General features: G+C 41.0%; 16 protein-coding genes and 1 pseudogene. 12 read left to right on the top strand and 5 right to left on the bottom strand.

All coding sequences use genetic code 11. The annotated features are described in order from the left end of the window. Window positions 1–584 precede the first annotated feature (584 nt). Window positions 585–1,238 (top strand): hypothetical protein, encoded by a 654-nt coding sequence (locus ACHEVO_RS03330; protein WP_394123886.1) that lies wholly within the window; start codon window positions 585–587, stop codon window positions 1,236–1,238. A gap of 141 nt (window positions 1,239–1,379) precedes the next feature. On the opposite strand, the gene ACHEVO_RS03325 is transcribed toward ACHEVO_RS03330, so the two are convergent. Then, entirely contained in the window at window positions 1,380–2,066 is a 687-nt protein-coding gene (locus ACHEVO_RS03325; RefSeq protein WP_296211351.1) for a hypothetical protein, read from the bottom strand. Window positions 2,067–2,223: 157 nt separating this feature from the next. After that, on the bottom strand, window positions 2,224–2,997 hold the full coding sequence (truC, locus tag ACHEVO_RS03320; RefSeq protein ID WP_394123885.1) for a tRNA pseudouridine(65) synthase TruC: 774 nt from the start codon (window positions 2,995–2,997) through the stop codon (window positions 2,224–2,226). 268 nt (window positions 2,998–3,265) lie between these two features. On the opposite strand from truC, the gene ACHEVO_RS03315 reads away from it, so the two are divergent. Then, complete coding sequence (locus ACHEVO_RS03315) at window positions 3,266–4,204, top strand: pirin family protein (RefSeq protein WP_394123884.1); 939 nt, start codon at window positions 3,266–3,268, stop codon at window positions 4,202–4,204. Window positions 4,205–4,431: 227 nt separating this feature from the next. Here ACHEVO_RS03315 and ACHEVO_RS03310 read toward each other — a convergent pair whose 3' ends face one another. Both ACHEVO_RS03310 and ACHEVO_RS03305 read right to left on the bottom strand, forming a co-directional pair. Next, entirely contained in the window at window positions 4,432–4,710 is a 279-nt protein-coding gene (locus ACHEVO_RS03310; RefSeq protein ID WP_394123883.1) for a peptidylprolyl isomerase, read from the bottom strand. A 273-nt stretch (window positions 4,711–4,983) separates the two neighbouring features. Next, complete coding sequence (locus tag ACHEVO_RS03305) at window positions 4,984–5,619, bottom strand: TetR family transcriptional regulator C-terminal domain-containing protein (RefSeq protein ID WP_296211356.1); 636 nt, start codon at window positions 5,617–5,619, stop codon at window positions 4,984–4,986. Between the two features lie 487 nt (window positions 5,620–6,106). On the opposite strand from ACHEVO_RS03305, the gene rutA reads away from it, so the two are divergent. From rutA to ACHEVO_RS03260, 9 genes and pseudogenes are all read left to right on the top strand, one after another. Beyond that, window positions 6,107–7,210, top strand: a complete 1,104-nt coding sequence (gene rutA / locus ACHEVO_RS03300) for a pyrimidine utilization protein A (RefSeq protein ID WP_057761066.1) — start codon at window positions 6,107–6,109, stop codon at window positions 7,208–7,210. A 14-nt stretch (window positions 7,211–7,224) separates the two neighbouring features. Continuing rightward, window positions 7,225–7,944 carry a pyrimidine utilization protein B gene (gene rutB / locus ACHEVO_RS03295; protein ID WP_379544848.1) on the top strand — a complete coding sequence of 240 codons (720 nt, stop codon included), beginning with the start codon at window positions 7,225–7,227 and terminating at the stop codon, window positions 7,942–7,944. A 75-nt stretch (window positions 7,945–8,019) separates the two neighbouring features. After that, a complete protein-coding gene (gene rutC, locus ACHEVO_RS03290; protein WP_057761062.1) occupies window positions 8,020–8,403 on the top strand; it encodes a pyrimidine utilization protein C in 384 nt (127 codons plus the stop codon). A gap of 132 nt (window positions 8,404–8,535) precedes the next feature. Beyond that, window positions 8,536–9,117, top strand: coding sequence for an NADH-dependent FMN reductase RutF (rutF, locus tag ACHEVO_RS03285; RefSeq protein WP_191114002.1), 582 nt, complete (start codon window positions 8,536–8,538; stop codon window positions 9,115–9,117). Window positions 9,118–9,152: 35 nt separating this feature from the next. Next, on the top strand, window positions 9,153–10,511 hold the full coding sequence (locus tag ACHEVO_RS03280) for a solute carrier family 23 protein (RefSeq protein WP_394123882.1): 1,359 nt from the start codon (window positions 9,153–9,155) through the stop codon (window positions 10,509–10,511). Between the two features lie 40 nt (window positions 10,512–10,551). Next, complete coding sequence (locus ACHEVO_RS03275) at window positions 10,552–12,051, top strand: CoA-acylating methylmalonate-semialdehyde dehydrogenase (RefSeq protein WP_394123881.1); 1,500 nt, start codon at window positions 10,552–10,554, stop codon at window positions 12,049–12,051. A 109-nt stretch (window positions 12,052–12,160) separates the two neighbouring features. Next, window positions 12,161–12,838 (top strand): annotated as a pseudogene (ribB, locus tag ACHEVO_RS03270) (3,4-dihydroxy-2-butanone-4-phosphate synthase); the annotation flags it as partial. A gap of 97 nt (window positions 12,839–12,935) precedes the next feature. Next, a complete protein-coding gene (rutD, locus tag ACHEVO_RS03265) occupies window positions 12,936–13,712 on the top strand; it encodes a pyrimidine utilization protein D (protein WP_394123880.1) in 777 nt (258 codons plus the stop codon). A gap of 18 nt (window positions 13,713–13,730) precedes the next feature. After that, entirely contained in the window at window positions 13,731–14,327 is a 597-nt protein-coding gene (locus tag ACHEVO_RS03260) for a malonic semialdehyde reductase (protein ID WP_394123879.1), read from the top strand. Window positions 14,328–14,650: 323 nt separating this feature from the next. Here ACHEVO_RS03260 and ACHEVO_RS03255 read toward each other — a convergent pair whose 3' ends face one another. Continuing rightward, window positions 14,651–15,082 carry an Lrp/AsnC family transcriptional regulator gene (locus ACHEVO_RS03255; RefSeq protein ID WP_057761040.1) on the bottom strand — a complete coding sequence of 144 codons (432 nt, stop codon included), beginning with the start codon at window positions 15,080–15,082 and terminating at the stop codon, window positions 14,651–14,653. A gap of 168 nt (window positions 15,083–15,250) precedes the next feature. Between ACHEVO_RS03255 and ACHEVO_RS03250 the strand changes: the two genes are divergently transcribed. Then, a complete protein-coding gene (locus tag ACHEVO_RS03250) occupies window positions 15,251–16,345 on the top strand; it encodes an ornithine cyclodeaminase (RefSeq protein ID WP_394123878.1) in 1,095 nt (364 codons plus the stop codon). Window positions 16,346–16,358 lie beyond the last annotated feature (13 nt).

The following is a 16,358-nucleotide window of genomic DNA, read 5'->3' as shown; positions in this document are numbered from 1 at the left end:
AAAACAAAGTTTAATTTGTAATAACGGCCTTTTTGCACAGGGTCACAGTGCTTCATAACGCTGTGGCTAGTAGGGTAGGTAACATAATTAATTGAAAAAATTCTACTACTGAAAATTGCTTTGTTGGTTACTCTTTCGGTCATATCTAATCCATTAATTTACATGTATTCAATGTCGCTTAACGCATATCAAGCTAATTATATTGGTTGTAACTTAGTTAAATACTAGCGTGAATAATGTAATGAAATGTTCTACTTAATCTGAATTTTCAAAAATGAATAATTGGTAGGCAAGCGAATCAGCAACTTATGGATAATTGCATTAGTTTTGCCAAAGAATTACATCAGAACTGCCAGTCATTATTATCTCACATTGTCATCGAATGACATTTACGATGACCACTGAATAATATTAGGTTTGCCACAAAGAGATTATGAACTACCCCAAATATATCGGAGAGTGGCTTTTTTAAAAGGTAATAGTAATTTGGGTATACTCTTTATTGAACAGCCTTGAATCAAAAGCTATCACTGACTATTTAGAAAGCTCGAATTGTACTGTTCCTCATCCACTTACAAAATCGTATGCAAGCCATAAATATTATGAATAAAAGACCAGATCTGCTTGTATCAGACCAAAACCTCAAGTTAGTAACTTCATTTCTAATAATAACTTATGTTCTTTGTTTATTATTGCCTGCTTATAAGCTAAGTATAATGGTAGGGAGTGGTGAAGATGGCGGAGGTATGGGTACTTTAATACTGGGTACGTTATACTTACCTTTTGGTCTGATGTATGGAGACTATGGGATATTAGCTGTTTGTGGAAACTATATATTCTTCTACCTTGTTATTCGATTACTTACCATACCAAACTATTCGACCAAATTTTCAGTCGTTTTAGCCATCTTGTTATTATGTTCGATAGCTTTAAGTTTTTATGATGTTTTTCCTGTCAACTACACTTCAAACGGGCATATAGTGGCATGGGGATATGGTGCTTTTGCTTGGTATTTTAGTTTGTGTGCCATGTCTTTTTTAATACTTTATCGTTTCTTTGTTAAAAGAACACCGCATGTTTCATGGTTTATATTGGCATTGGTAGTAAGCTTCTTGTGCTCCCTAGGTTTGCGATATTATCAATATCACTATTGGGCCGATGAATACCACAAAAAGTATTTCTTTGACGCTGTATGGTTGATGCGTATGCGCATGCTGAGCCACATTGGGATTGTCTAATATTCAACAATCTGAGAGAGTATGGAAATTCCGAGGTGCTGCATACATCTGCCAGTTCGATTCCTGTATAGCGCACCAAACACAATTCTTTGAATATCCACTCTAGGAGTTATATCTGACTATGATAGTGTCCATAAAACTCTATTTTTGAGTGCAGTTCGTTGGAGGAGGTATCACCATAGAATCTAAAAAATTAACTACTTTATCGGGCAATAGAAACTTAAAATACTCATTAAAGAGGTGTGGTATGTTCGTATAATGGGAATACCTTTCAAATACAGTATCCCATCCATTTTGACCTACTTCACTTTTAATATAGTCCTTGCTGTCTAAAACATGGGTTTTATAGCCAATGATTTGTAAGGGTAAGTCATAGTCTATTAGCGCAAACACTTTCTTTTCATTATCAAATATAAGAAACGGTGTATTTAGGTGTGATGATGAAAAATTCCAAATTACTTCCTCGTTTGTGTGAAAGCACTCACAAAAACAACCAAAACTGGCATCGGTTGATGCTATAAAAATAGCACTCTTTAAATTATCATTAATTAATTGAGATATTATAGTTTCAGTTACTAAACCTTCTTCTATTTCTTCCCCTAGCTCATAGGGAATACAAAAGTAATGGTAGCTATGAGTTAGCCTAGGCTTCATAGCATCACTCCCCATGATTCCTTTAGACCCTGTAATTAATAGATCATTAAATGGGTGAGCATTTGCTTCATCTACGGTTAATAACCTTCCCCCAACTTCGCTTAGATATTGTCTTTCTTGCACCCAAAACTTGCTGAAATACTCTTGGTCGCTATCTTTTAAATAAAATGTCATTGCAGCTGTCCTGGTTGTCACAACTATTAAGGGTAATTTTATGTGCCCACGAAAAGCTGACTGCGTGTACACAACGAAGTACACCGATGTTATTTCAATAACTCAAATTATTGCTATCATTAATCTAAAGCCGAAAATTCAAGTCCCCACTAGGAACTTAAACCTTAACACTATCTGTCCAAGAGAACTCTTCTAAGATACGCATCCATTGATCGTCTAATCCAGCTTTTAGTACTAGTGGCTCACCAGTGATGGGGTGGCTGAGCGCCAAAGTCTGAGCATGCAGCAACATACGCGTGCAATCATAGTGAGTACGAAAAAATCGTGTATGACGTATATCGCCGTGACTGGTATCACCCACGATGTGATGGAATACATGTCTCATATGCCGACGCAGCTGATGTTTGCGGCCAGTTTCAGGCGTTAAGCGCACCAGACTATAGCGGCTAGTGGTATGCTTTTTTGATACTGCAAATGGCAGTTCAACTTGTGCCAAACTCTGCCAGTGGGTGACCGCTTCTTGAGCAGGTTTATCTAAGTTGGCAAATTTATTGGCAATGGCGTCAGGCTTAAAGCTCAACGCATAGTCAACAGTACCTTGCTCAGACATAAAGCCACGCACCACGGCCAAATATTGCTTAGTCACTTTGCGTTCAGTAAACGCTTCGGTAAGGCTACGTGCCACGGCTGAGCTCTTGGCAAATAACAACACACCTGATGTAGGTTTGTCTAACCTATGTACTGGAAACACATGGCAGCCTACCGCATCACGGGTGAGCTGCATGGCAAAGCGTGTCTCACCTTTGTCCAACCAACTGCGATGCACCAACAGACCAGCTTCTTTATTAATCGCTACTATATACTCATCTTCATAGATAATTTCTATTTGATCAGCAGTATTGCTTTCGATATCCATGTTTTCATTGCTCATATTTTAGATGCGTCAATTATATATACTTTTTATTGTACCTGTAGTGGCATAATAAATTTAGATAGTACTGCAGAGAAAGTAAGCAGTAAAACTACCGCACCGTTATTTATATCTTTGCCATTAGCAGCAGCGTTAATACAAATGGTAAAACGCTAAATGATAAGACGTCAGCTGCAGATGTATTGAGCATGGAAGTACCAACAACCATTCAATACTTTTCTACGCTCATTATTTGTAATATATAAAGTATCAAGAAAGGAGTAGATTCATGAGTATTCAAACGTTTGAGCCAAAACTGGCTACTGTCGGCGGTATTCCAATCGCACGTTTACTACCTAACAAAGGCAAAAAACCTATCGGTGCGTGGTGCTTTTTAGATCATGCAGGTCCTGCTGATTTTGGTGTAGATGATGCAGGGATGCAAGTGGGTCGCCATCCGCATACTAACTTGCAGACTTTCAGCTGGATGCTAAATGGTGAGGTGCTACACAAAGACAGTTTGGGCAATCATCAGGTCATTACCAAAAACCAAGTCAATGTCATGACCGCAGGTACGGGTCTGCACCAAGGCATCAGTCATACAGAACAAAGTGTCTTTCCAGATACGGGTGGTTCAGAAAATGCCGCACGTGGTATCAGTATGGTACAGCTATGGATTGCGCTTCCCACCGATCAGAAAATCGAGCGCAGTTTTCATCATTATCCTGAACTACCGACATGGAGCGAGGGCAACGTAGAGATGATACTGACGACAGGTAGCTATACCAATACATCAGGTGAGATATTTGAAGCGCCTACCATTCAGTATTCTAAACTGGTCGGTATAGATGTGTACTTCAAGCAAGATGGCGAAGCGACATTGAATTTAGAGCCAGACTTTGAGTACGGTATTTTGGTTTCAGAAGGAGAGGTAGCGTCCGAAGGCAAGGTTTGTCAGCAAGACCAGTTATTCCGTTTTCATGATAGCGATGTCGCTAATAACAAAAGTATTAAGCTGGTTGCCAAAAAGGGCACACGTATCATGTTCATCGGCGGCGAACCGCTGAATAACCAAGTGCTAATGTGGTGGAACTTCGTTGCTGATAACAAAGCTGAGATTGAGCAGTCTATTATTGATTGGAATAATGGCCATGAGCGTTTCGGTAATGTTGACTCTGATATGAAGCGCTTGCCCGCGCCTGAATTACCTAAAGGTTTTAAAGGTTGATTACAACCTATCTCGCCCCTCACTATTTGACCTTAACTCGTAGAAAACTGCTTAAGTAAAATACTGCTTAAATAAAACAAGGGGCGTTTGACGTAAGGATTAGAAGGGGGAGGTCGACCAAACATCAAATCCTGATTCGCACATAATTACCACGATATTAAAGCATATGCGAATCAGGACGATATTTGAGATATAGCTCAGGTGGCTTACAATCAGAGCTTCAACGCTTAAGTTCTATAAAGGACTTTTACGACATGCCAGCCAAATTTGGTCTTTACTAAATGCGGGATAAATAGTTCGCCGGTAAAGCAAACCTTATCGAATGGCCCTACCATATCACCTTTGCCAAACTCACCTAAGCTGCCACCTTTTTTACCTGATGGGCAGGTTGAGTATCGCTTGGCCAGTACATCAAACTTAGCGCCTTTTTTAAGCTTGGCAATAATGTCCTCAGCTTGTTCTTTATGTTTTACTAAAATGTGCAATGCGCTAGCGGTACGAGCCATAATGTAACCCTTTTATAAAATATCGATTATCAGGACATTATATCACTACTTACCTTGGTTGCTAACCTCACTTGCAGGTGCTGATTTCTCCCAAGTCATCCTTATACAATCGTGACTATAGGGGTTGAAGAAAAGAAGTTTTAGTCATGTAATGCTTTATTTAAACTACAGTCTTTATTTAAACTACAGCCCTTAAATGACGGACATAAAAAAAGCCTCAATCTTTAGATTGGGGCTTTTCGAATTGGGGATCTGTACTTTACTCATGTCAAATCACGGAATCAAACTATCTACCAGAAGTTGAATGCTAGTATTTAATGCCTCATTAGCGAACTTCTTATTTCTCAAGCTATGATTACACACCGCTTCAGTTTGCGTAGAAAAATCAGAATAGTGCTGAGTGACTGCCCAAATATGGAAAATCAAATGGATGGCAGACACGGACTTAATCTTGTTATCTGCAATCCAGCCATCAATCACTGCCACCTTTTCACGAACCAAAGATTTCAAAGGGCCTTTTAATACAGCCATCAAATGAGGTGCCCCTTGTATAATCTCTAACGCATACAGTCTCGATGCTGCAGGTGATTTTTTTGAGATTTTATACTTTTCTTCAATATAGGTCTTAAGGGCAACCCTTGGGTCTTGGTTGGCGTTAATCTCACTTAAAGGCGATAACCACTTACTCAGCACCTTTTCTAAAACAGCAACATACAGAACTTCTTTACTTTGGAAGTAATAAAATATATTCGATTTAGATATATCAGCCTCTTCGGCAATTTGCTCCATGCGCGCGCCATTCAATCCCTCTTGGGAAAATACGATCAATGCAGCATTAATGATATGTTCTTTCTTTTTTAATATCTTTGCACTCGTCTCTGTCTCTTCTTTTAGTGCGTATTCTTTCACTATATTTTCCCTCATCGTAAAGCCATATGAACCTAATTTTAAATGATAGTTGATTCAATTTAAAAAAGGGTCGAAGCAACCAAAGGCAGATGCTACTGGTTAGTCAAAACAGGTATGCCAACTACTCCAACAGCGAGCAATACCATATCGGTTTACAGGTTCACCGACTAAAGCAACCTGCTGTTGACCAGTATTTTCTGCTGCTTATTCCACCTTATCTTCATTCAAACCATCATCAAAATGTACTTATAAACAATTTATACATTTGTGCACTATTTTATAACACTTTGCACCAATTTATAACAGCCCGCACTATTTTTCTGCATATTTTTAGACCATATGGTTTAATAATTTTTGTATGAAAATAATATAAGTTATTGATAAATAAAAACTAATTAATTTGGCATAAATTATGCTACATAAAAAATATGAAATAATCTTTATTTCTTTTATCGCTCTTTTTTTCCTCAAACGTATAGGTGAAATCATGGAAATAGGTATTTTTTGTCCGATTGGTAATAACGGTTGGTTAATCTCGAAAAACGCGCCGCAATACAAGCCAACATTTGAGCTAAATAAACAGATTGTGCAACGTGCCGAGCACTATGGTTTTGATTTTGCGCTCTCGATGATCAAGCTGCGCGGCTTTGGCGGGGAAACTGAGTTTTGGGATTACAACCTCGAGAGCTTTACCTTGATGGCGGGATTGGCCGCAGTTACGTCCAAGATAAAAATCTATGCCACATCGGCAACGTTGGTCATGCCACCGGCAATCGTAGCGAGAATGGCATCAACGCTTGATAGCATCTCAAACGGGCGTTTTGGATTGAATGTCGTGACTGGCTGGCAAGAAGCAGAATATGGACAGATGGGCATGTGGCCAGGTGATGATTATTTTGGTAAGCGCTATGACTACCTATCTGAATATGTACAAATTTTAAGAGATCTTTGGGCGACAGGCCAATCTGATTTGAAGGGTGAGTTCTTTCAGATGAATGATTGTCAGGTGAAGCCTATTCCAAAAGCGGATATGAAGATTATCTGTGCGGGCCAATCAGATACAGGCTTGGCGTTCTCTGCAAAATACGCTGACTATAACTTTGTCTTTGGTAAAGGTCTGAACACGCCAACTGCCTATGCCGGTATCAATGATCGCTTAAAGGTACACACGGATAAGACGGGTCGTAATGTTCCGACCTATGTCCTCTTTATGGTCATTGCAGATGAGACCGATGAAAAAGCCCAAGCAAAGTGGCAATCATACAATGATGGTGCGGATTTCGAAGCCATTGATTGGTTGCAGTCGCAAGGCGGTAAGGACAAAACCTCAGGCAAAGATACCAACGTTCGCCATATGGCCTCAAGCGTTTCACCAGTCAATATCAATATGGGTACGCTTGTCGGCTCTTTTGAAAATGTCGCCAGTATGTTAGACGAAGTCGCTGAAGTACAAGGTACGGATGGCGTTCTACTGACCTTTGATGATTTCGTGCAAGGCGTGGAAGATTTTGGTAGCAGAATTCAACCGCTGATGCAGAGCCGCATCAATGTTGATACACCAGTTGCCAGCCAAGCTGTCAGCGAAGCCTAATAAAAGGAGCAAATATGAATTCGGTTAATACAATTTGTGCAGACTTTACCAAGGAATCCTCTCCTGTTTTAGAGTCGTTGCCTGAACCTATCAAGTTAGATCCATCCCAGACGGCATTGATCGTCGTGGACATGCAAAACGCGTATGCCAGCCAAGGTGGTTATCTAGATTTGGCTGGGTTTGATGTCACAGCGACCAAACCTGTCATCGATAAAATCAAGCAAGCCGTGGCTATTGCCCATCAATCTGGCATACAAGTTATCTACTTTAGAAATGGCTGGGACAATAAATATGTAGAGGCTGGTGGTAGTGGATCGCCCAATTATCACAAGTCAAATGCCCTAAAAACCATGCGTAAGAATCCTGAAATTGAAGGAACGCTATTGGCAAAAGGTGGCTGGGATTATGAGTTGGTCGACGAGCTTAGCCCTGCGCCTCAAGACATCGTTATAGATAAACCTCGATATAGCGGCTTTGCGAACACCAACTTCGATAGTGTATTGCGGTCACGTGGCATACGTAATTTATTGCTCACAGGTATCGCGACTAACGTCTGTGTTGAATCTACGCTTCGAGATGGATTTTTTCTTGAGTATTTTGGGGTGTTATTAGATGACGCTTGTTATCAAGCAGGGCCAGTAGAGGCTCATGACGCCACACTATATAACGTAAAAACCTTTTTTGGTTGGGTCTCTGATGTTGCCAGCATGCAGCAGTGTTTTTCAGATAGCTAATATTTTACCTAGCCAGTTTTTAGCAACCTAAACCACGATTTTCATACTTAACCTAACCGCAATAGGAATGTAGATATGTCTAAACAAGTGATTATCCCTGAAGGTACTAGCAAACCATTAGCCCCTTATGTACCCGCTACCAAGGCCGACAACATCGTTTATGTCTCGGGCACCTTGCCCTTTGATGAAAACAACGATGTCGTACATGTGGGTGATGCCGCTGCTCAAACCCGCCATGTGTTAACAACGATTCAAAACGTTATTCAAACTGCTGGTGGCGATATGGATGATGTGACCTTTAATTCGATCTTTGTAAAAGATTGGGCAGATTATGACGCGGTCAATCAAGTCTATGCAGAATTTTTTCCCAATGAAAAGCCAGCAAGATTTTGTATTCAATGTGGATTGGTTAAACCAGATGCTTTGGTCGAAATCGCATCCATAGCGCACATTGGATAAAAACCTGTTTAAAAATAACTGCAGTTAGTGAATTTAAAGTTACCTGACATTGAACCCACTAGCATTGGACTGTAGTAGGGCGCTTTAGTTGACTACACATATGGCGGAATATTGTTTAAAAGGAAATGACAGATGAATACAGTAATTAAAGAAAGCCAAGTAACGCAATCCTCATTAATGAAACATAAGTCTAAAGAATCATTCACCTCTACGGCAGGAAACTTAACCGACATGCAGCAGTCTTTTAGAGATGCAATGAGCAAGTTGGCGGCTGCCGTGAACATTATTACCACTGAGGGTCCGGCAGGGCGCGCAGGATTTACAGCCTCAGCGGTATGCAGTGTCACTGACGAACCGCCAACCCTATTAGTGTGTCTAAACCGAAGCGCTTCTGTATACAAGTTTTTTAAAGAAAATATGGTGCTATGCGTCAACACGCTTGGTCTTGAACATAAAGATTTAAGCGGTGTGTTCGGTGGTAAAAAGGCACTGGAAGAAAGATTTGAGCAAGGCAACTGGTCCACGCTGTCAACCGGATCGCCTGTATTAGAGGACGCCAGCATCTCTTTTGATTGCAAAATCAAACTCATCAGCTCGGTGGGGACCCACGATATTCTTATTTGTGAAGTATTGGATATCAAACACAAGCCTGATTGTGAAAGTCTCATCTATTTCAATCGAGACTACCATCAATTAAGTAAGTGCAAAAACTAAGTATCACACCTCTACTTTTTTTAAGGATATTCAAAATGGATAAATGGTTTGTGAAATGGCGTCCCTACACTGGGAACCTAGAAACGACACCGGTAGGTATCAATGAATACTTACCAATGGGTAAAAGTGTGGTGTTAGGCGCACAGCACTCATTCGCAATGTTTGGTGCGACAATCTTAGCTCCCTTACTGATGGGCTTTGATCCTAGCTTAACCATGCTAATTACTGGTATAGGCACGATACTTTTCTTTCTGATTACTGGGGGTCACGTACCAAGCTATTTGGGCTCTAGTTTTGCATTTATCGGGGCGGTAGCAGCAGTAACTGGCTATAGTGGTACTGGTATCAATCCAAATATTGGTATTGCGCTGGGAGGTACCGTTGTCTGCGGGGTTTTATACGCATTGATGGGTCTGCTGGTGATGAAAACAGGGACAGAGTGGATTGAGAACTTGATGCCACCTGTAGTCACTGGGTCCATCGTTATGATTATCGGGTTGAACTTAGCGCCGGTCACCATACAAAGCGTCATCGGCAGTAGCTTTGATTCTTGGATGGCGTTGGTCACCGTGTTATGTATTTGTTCAGTCGCCGTATTTACCAAAGGCATGATCAGACGCCTGTTACTGTTAATAGGACTGGTCGCTGCGTATTTTATTTATTTCCTATTAACCAATGTATTTGGCATGGGCACGCCTATTGATTTTAGTCCAATTGCAAATGCCGCTTGGTTCGGTATTCCAACCCTTTATTCTCCTGTCTTTGAGACCAGTGCCATATTAGTCATTGCACCCGTCTTTATCATCTTGATCGCTGAAAACCTTGGGCATTTCAAAGCGGTAGAAGCCATGACTGGCAAAAGCATCTCGCCTTATATGGGTAGAGCGTTCTTCGCTGATGGCCTTTGTACCACGCTTTCAGCCTCGGTAGGCGGCACTGGTATGACGACTTATGCAGAAAACATCGGCGTGATGGCCGCGACCAAAATTTACTCTACAGTCGTCTTTGTCATAGCAGGTGTCTTTGCAATCTTATTGGGTTTATCCCCTAAGTTTGGAACCTTGGTAAGTACCATTCCTGTGCCTATTTTGACCGGTGCTTCAATCGTTGTCTTTGGTTTAATCACGATCGCTGGTGCGCGCATTTGGATGAATGCAAAAATTGATTTCAGTAAGAATGGCAATATGTTGGTAGCCGCCGTCCCAGTAATCTTAGGTACTGGCAACTATTCACTAAACATTGCAGGCTTTGATTTAGGCGGTATCGGTACCGCTACTTTCTTAGCCATTCTTATGAACCTCGTTTTCAATTTTAAAAACAAACAAAAAGAGATGAGCGTGACTACTGAGAGAGAAATTGCTACATCAGAGCCGCTCTTAAAACTCAATCCATAAATTTTAATCCCTATTTGATATTACCTTAAGGAATCGTGTCATGACTGCAGAACTACGCAACGTACAACAATTGATAAACGGCGAATTTACTGAATCGACTACCACAGAATGGATTGATATCACCAATCCAGCCACTCAAGAAGTTATCGCCAAGGTACCACAATCAACACCTGAGGAAATTGATCAAGCCATCAAAATGGCCGCTGAGGCTTTTAAGAGCTGGCGTATCACACCAATTAGCAAAAGAGCGCGTGTTTTTCTAAAGTATCAACAACTGATACGTGAGCATATGGATGAACTGGCGGCGCTACTGACGGAAGAACAAGGTAAGACACTGGCAGATGCTAGAGGCGATGTGTTTAGAGGTCTTGAGGTCGTAGAACACGCATCAGGTATCGGTAACTTGCAACAAGGGGGCTACATTGAAAACGTCGCTAGTAGTGTTGATATGTATACCGTTCAGCAGCCAATAGGCGTCTGTGCAGGTATTACCCCCTTTAATTTCCCTGCCATGATACCGCTATGGATGTTTCCAATGGCCATCGCCACAGGCAACACATTCATCCTAAAACCTTCTGAGCAAAATCCAATCGTTACCATGAGGTTGGTCGAGTTGGCCCTTGAAGCAGGTATACCGAAAGGAGTATTAAGTGTCGTTCATGGTGGTAAAGATACAGTGGATGCGCTGTGCGATCACCCTGACATAAAAGCGATATCTTTCGTTGGTTCAACAGCAGTTGGTAAGCATGTCTATGATCGAGCCGGTCAGGCTGGCAAACGTGTGCAATGTATGATGGGTGCGAAAAACCATGCCGTTATCATGCCTGATGCCAATAAAGAACAAAGTCTGAATCAGTTAGCAGGGGCGGCATTTGGTGCAGCAGGGCAGCGATGCATGGCACTGTCTGTCGTGGTATTGGTTGGAGAGTCTAAACAGTGGGTTGATGAGATTGTAGAAAAATCAGCACAGCTAGTAGTGTCTGCTGGCAAGGATGATAAAGATTTAGGTCCGCTAATATCTAAGCAAGCCAAAGCCCGTGTTGAGCGCTTAATCCAAGCGGGAGTCGATGAAGGCGCAACCCTCAGACTAGATGGCCGTGGTTGTCAGGTAGCAGGTTACGAAGAAGGTAACTTTGTTGGCCCAACCATCTTAGATCACGTAACAGCTGATATGAGCTGCTATACCGAAGAGATCTTTGGTCCTGTCTTATGCATTATGTATGCCGACACGCTTGAGGAAGCCATTGAGATTATCAATACCAATCCAAATGGTAATGGCACTGCAATTTTCACCCAGTCTGGCGCCCATGCACACAAGTTCCAACAAGATATCGATGTTGGACAAGTCGGTATTAACTTGCCAATTCCAGTACCGCTACCGATGTTTTCGTTTACAGGGTCTAGAGCCAGTAAGCTCGGTGACTTAGGTCCGTATGGTAAGCAAGCGGTGCAGTTTTATACACAGACTAAAACCGTGATATCACGTTGGTTTGATGAAGATGCTAGTGAAGGCGTAAATACTACTATTTCTATGAAGTAGCTATACGGCCGTATCAAACGTAGGACGTTATGTAGAGCGTGTGATTAATTGACAATAGGCTCTACATAACAACATACAAAAGCAAATATAAATGCAAATGGTGGATTTTATGAATATCAATACAATACCAGAAATCATTGAAGATATTAAAGCAGGCAAGATGGTCATAATCATGGATGATGAGGATCGGGAAAATGAAGGTGACCTGATTATGGCAGCCAGTTTGGCCAAACCTGATGATATCAATTTTATGATCACCCATGCCAGAGGTTTGGTTTGTTTGACCTTGACCGCCGAGCGTTGCAAAAAATTAAAACTACCTCTCATGTGCAAAGACAACCAAGCACCTTATAGTACAAATTTCACCGTTTCCATTGATGCAGCAAAAGGCGTAAGTACAGGTATATCAACGGCAGACAGAGCTCAGACCATTAGAACTGCCGTGTCTCAAGACGTTACCTTTGATGACGTCGTAACCCCAGGTCATATTTTTCCATTAGTAGCTAAGGACGGCGGTGTCTTAGAACGGGCTGGGCATACTGAGGCAGGTTGCGATTTAACGAAGCTGGCTGGTTTAGAACCTGCTGCGGTTATTGTAGAAATTATTAACCAAGATGGTGAAATGGCTCGTAGAAATGATCTGATGAAATTCGCTGATACTCATAAGCTAAAGGTCGGCACCATAGACGCGTTAATTAAATATATCAAGTCTCAAGAGGCCATCGAAAGCAAAGGTGAAAGCGAAGTCGAAAACTTCGAAGAAACCGTAGCGTATGAATATGATGAAAGCGATGAGCGTACCGTTGAATTGATTTAACTTGATTTTATAAGCTATTAGATACTTTTACCGCAATTTGAATTTTACTGAAATTGGATGAAACCCTATGTTAGTTAAAAAATATCCTTGTAAGAACGACACGACAGAAACGATCGTATTTAGTTCAGGTTTAGGCGGGCATGCTGATTTTTGGTTACCTCAAATTGAGTGTTTTACCGAGCATTACAATGTGATTTGCTACGAACAAGAGGGGGTATCGCCTGATAGTGCTCTCTTACCTGATAACTATTCTATGCAAGATTTAGCAGAACAATTAATCAAAATTTTAAAACAAGAAGAGCTGTCTAACTGTCATTTCGTCGGTCACGCACTTGGCGGATTTATCGGTATGGAAGTCGCTTATAAAGCGCCAGAATTGTTAGATAAACTGGTCATCTTAAATGGATGGGAAAGCCTAGATCCTCACACTATTAAATGTTTTAGCATGCGAACCAGTTTGCTACAAGACACAGGGGTAGAGGCATTTGTACGTGCCCAAGCGATATTTTTATACCCACCGATCTGGATCTCAGACAACATAGATACACTCACGCAAAAAGAAAATAAAGCCATCGCTCACTTTGCGCCAGTCGAGAACGTCTCAACGAGACTAAAAGCCTTGCAGGCTTATCAACCCCTGATAAATGCCAAGCATATCAAAAACAAAACACTAGTTTTAAGCAATCTTGATGATGTTTTGGTGCCATGGCAACGCGGTCTGGCTTTAGCCGATAATATACAAAATGCTCAATTTGAGTTGATGGTAACAGGTGGCCATGCCAGTACAATCACAGAAACCTGCTCAACCAATAGCAAAATCCTTCAATTCTTATCCAAAAATTAATATCAATTAGGACGTACTATGACTGATTCCCTATCGTTAACCTCAGAAGGTCTTGACCAACTGTTTGGTAAGGCCAGATCCTTTAATGCTTGGCAAAAAAAAGACGTACCAGATGCACTACTTGAAGAAATCTACCATTTAGTTAAAATGGCACCTACCTCGGCCAACTGTTCACCGGCGCGGTTTGTATTTCTTAAATCTGATGACGCTAAAGCGAAATTAGAGCCAGCCCTATCATCAGGTAATATCGAAAAAACAATGACAGCACCTGTCACAGTGATTGTCGCTTATGATGAAGAGTTTTATGAACAACTTCCCAAATTATTCCCACATACTGATGCCAGATCATGGTTTAACTCTAGCCCTGAACTCATAAAAGAAACAGCATTTAGAAACAGTTCTATGCAAGCCGCTTATCTGATTTTGGCTTGTAGAGCCTTGGGTTTGGACACAGGCCCAATGTCTGGGTTTAATAATGAATTAGTGGATGACACCTTTCTTAAAGATAGCAAATGGACTTCAAATCTACTCATTAATATAGGTTATGGCCAAGAAGATCAATTGTATAGCCGTCTTCCAAGATTGGACTTTGATGAGGCTTGTCAGATTTTATAAGAAACAAGTCATTCAACCATGTGGAAGGGTAGCTGCTTTCGACTGGGTTATTAAGTGAACCATGATGACGCTTAATAACCATTTTTGATTAAAGATCTCTGAAACTAAAGGTTTTCCGCTACAGCCTTTATACTATAAGCACTAAGAAAGCCCCAATCTTGAGATTGGGGCTTTCTACATTTGGGAAGTATAAGCAGACTCAGTGCTGATGGTAAATGTGACTATTTTAATGAATCAACAACATTGATATCACTAGATCACAGTCCAAATAGGGCGTTGCATTCTTAGACTGTACTGAACATATTTCTTTGGATAAGGTCACACTACAAACTCGAAAGCAAAACACTTGTTTCACTATTCAAAATACCATCAATTTCTCTGACTTGACGCAGCACTTCATCAAATTCCCTCAAGCTTGTGGTATGTATCTCTCCTACCAAGTCCCATGCACCATTGGTTGTATGTAGCTTAATCAATTGAGGGATACCCCGTAGTTTCCTAATCACTTGTGAAGTAGATTTTCCTGTTACTTCAATCATCATCATCGCTTTAACTGTTTCTTTATCTAGTGCCTCATGCACTCGAATCGTAAATCCTAAAATAGCACCGTTGTGAATCAGTCTATCCAATCTGTTTTGGACAGTGGCACGAGAGACTTTGAGTTTTTTAGCAAGGTTGGAGATGGTTGCTCGACCATCTTGTCGAAGTTCAGATATCAGTTCGCTATCTAAAGAGTCATAAGTGTAATACGCCATAAAAATGCTTCCTTCATTAGATTTTGACATTATGCTAAGTAGCACCTAACAATGTGTCAAAAAAATGTCCATATTTGGTAAATTATTAACATTTTAACTGACAATTATAATTGGTAGCATATTAATTGTCGGTTAAACAAATAATATTCAAGGAATGGAGTAAAATTAATGTCTAAATTTATCGTATCACAGAAGCAGGGTGTGCCATTTGTTAGCGTACAGGCGATGGCTGAAATCATTAGTAATTATGGTATAGAACAGACCATAAAAGAATTGGTAGATGCTTTAGAACAAGATTTTTCTCGTTGGGATAGTTTTGAAAAATCCAGTCGTTTTGCTTCTCATTCCAAAGACGGTGTCATAGAGTTGATGCCTGTCAGCGATGGTGAAATGTTTGCGTGCAAATATGTCAATGGCCATCCGATCAACACCAAGCGCGATTTGCAGACGGTAGCCGCTTTTGGCTTATTGTCTGATGTCGATACAGGCTATCCGATTTTATTAACAGAAATGTGTATTTTAACGGCCTTACGCACGGCAGCGACTTCAGCACTGGTTGCCAAACATTGTGCGCCTAAAAACGCCCAGACTTTAGCGCTCATCGGTAATGGTGCTCAGGGTGAGTTCCAAGCAATGGGTATGAAGGCAGTCGTAGGTATCTCAAAAGTGCGTTTATATGATGTCGACCCAGCCGCATCTGAAAAAGTAGCGCATAACCTTGCCGATTCAGGTCTAGAGATTACTATTTGCAAAACGGTAGAAGAGGCGGTTGAAGGTGCAGATATCATCACTACCTGTACCGCAGATAAGAAAAACGCCACCATTCTTCGTGATGATATGGTCAAAAAAGGCGTTTATATCAACGCCATTGGCGGTGACTGTCCTGGTAAAACCGAGCTAGATGCCAACATTTTGTTAAGAGCCGATCATGTCATTGTAGAGTTTGAACCACAAACCCGTATTGAAGGCGATATTCAACAGCTCTCTCAAGATTTCCCTGTGACAGAGTTTCACCGCATCGTCAACGGTGAAAAAGAAGTACGCACCAACGAAAATAACTTGGTTGTATTTGATGGTGTTGGTTTTGCCTCAGAAGACTTTACGGCTTTGGTATTTTTGCGTGATTTGATCAAAAAGCAGGATGCATATGAGCTGCTTGACTTGATTCCTCAGCAACAAGACCCTAAAAACCTCTATTCGGTAGTCAAAGCTCATAGCAAAGATTTTAGCCTAGAGACGGATGAAGCGATGGCCGCATCATAAGTCATTTGAATAT

This window comes from Psychrobacter nivimaris (assembly GCF_043419765.1).
Taxonomy (GTDB): domain Bacteria; phylum Pseudomonadota; class Gammaproteobacteria; order Pseudomonadales; family Moraxellaceae; genus Psychrobacter.
This window is presented reverse-complemented; position numbering and strand designations above follow the sequence as displayed.

Coding starts and splice junctions, on each gene's coding strand:
- ACHEVO_RS03330 (WP_394123886.1), top strand. CDS start 585: ATGCAAGCCATAAATATTATGAATAAAAGACCAGATCTGCTTGTATCA.
- ACHEVO_RS03325 (WP_296211351.1), bottom strand. CDS start 2,066: ATGACATTTTATTTAAAAGATAGCGACCAAGAGTATTTCAGCAAGTTT.
- truC (WP_394123885.1), bottom strand. CDS start 2,997: ATGAGCAATGAAAACATGGATATCGAAAGCAATACTGCTGATCAAATA.
- ACHEVO_RS03315 (WP_394123884.1), top strand. CDS start 3,266: ATGAGTATTCAAACGTTTGAGCCAAAACTGGCTACTGTCGGCGGTATT.
- ACHEVO_RS03310 (WP_394123883.1), bottom strand. CDS start 4,710: ATGGCTCGTACCGCTAGCGCATTGCACATTTTAGTAAAACATAAAGAA.
- rutA (WP_057761066.1), top strand. CDS start 6,107: ATGGAAATAGGTATTTTTTGTCCGATTGGTAATAACGGTTGGTTAATC.
- rutB (WP_379544848.1), top strand. CDS start 7,225: ATGAATTCGGTTAATACAATTTGTGCAGACTTTACCAAGGAATCCTCT.
- rutC (WP_057761062.1), top strand. CDS start 8,020: ATGTCTAAACAAGTGATTATCCCTGAAGGTACTAGCAAACCATTAGCC.
- rutF (WP_191114002.1), top strand. CDS start 8,536: ATGAATACAGTAATTAAAGAAAGCCAAGTAACGCAATCCTCATTAATG.
- ACHEVO_RS03280 (WP_394123882.1), top strand. CDS start 9,153: ATGGATAAATGGTTTGTGAAATGGCGTCCCTACACTGGGAACCTAGAA.
- ACHEVO_RS03275 (WP_394123881.1), top strand. CDS start 10,552: ATGACTGCAGAACTACGCAACGTACAACAATTGATAAACGGCGAATTT.
- rutD (WP_394123880.1), top strand. CDS start 12,936: ATGTTAGTTAAAAAATATCCTTGTAAGAACGACACGACAGAAACGATC.
- ACHEVO_RS03260 (WP_394123879.1), top strand. CDS start 13,731: ATGACTGATTCCCTATCGTTAACCTCAGAAGGTCTTGACCAACTGTTT.
- ACHEVO_RS03255 (WP_057761040.1), bottom strand. CDS start 15,082: ATGGCGTATTACACTTATGACTCTTTAGATAGCGAACTGATATCTGAA.
- ACHEVO_RS03250 (WP_394123878.1), top strand. CDS start 15,251: ATGTCTAAATTTATCGTATCACAGAAGCAGGGTGTGCCATTTGTTAGC.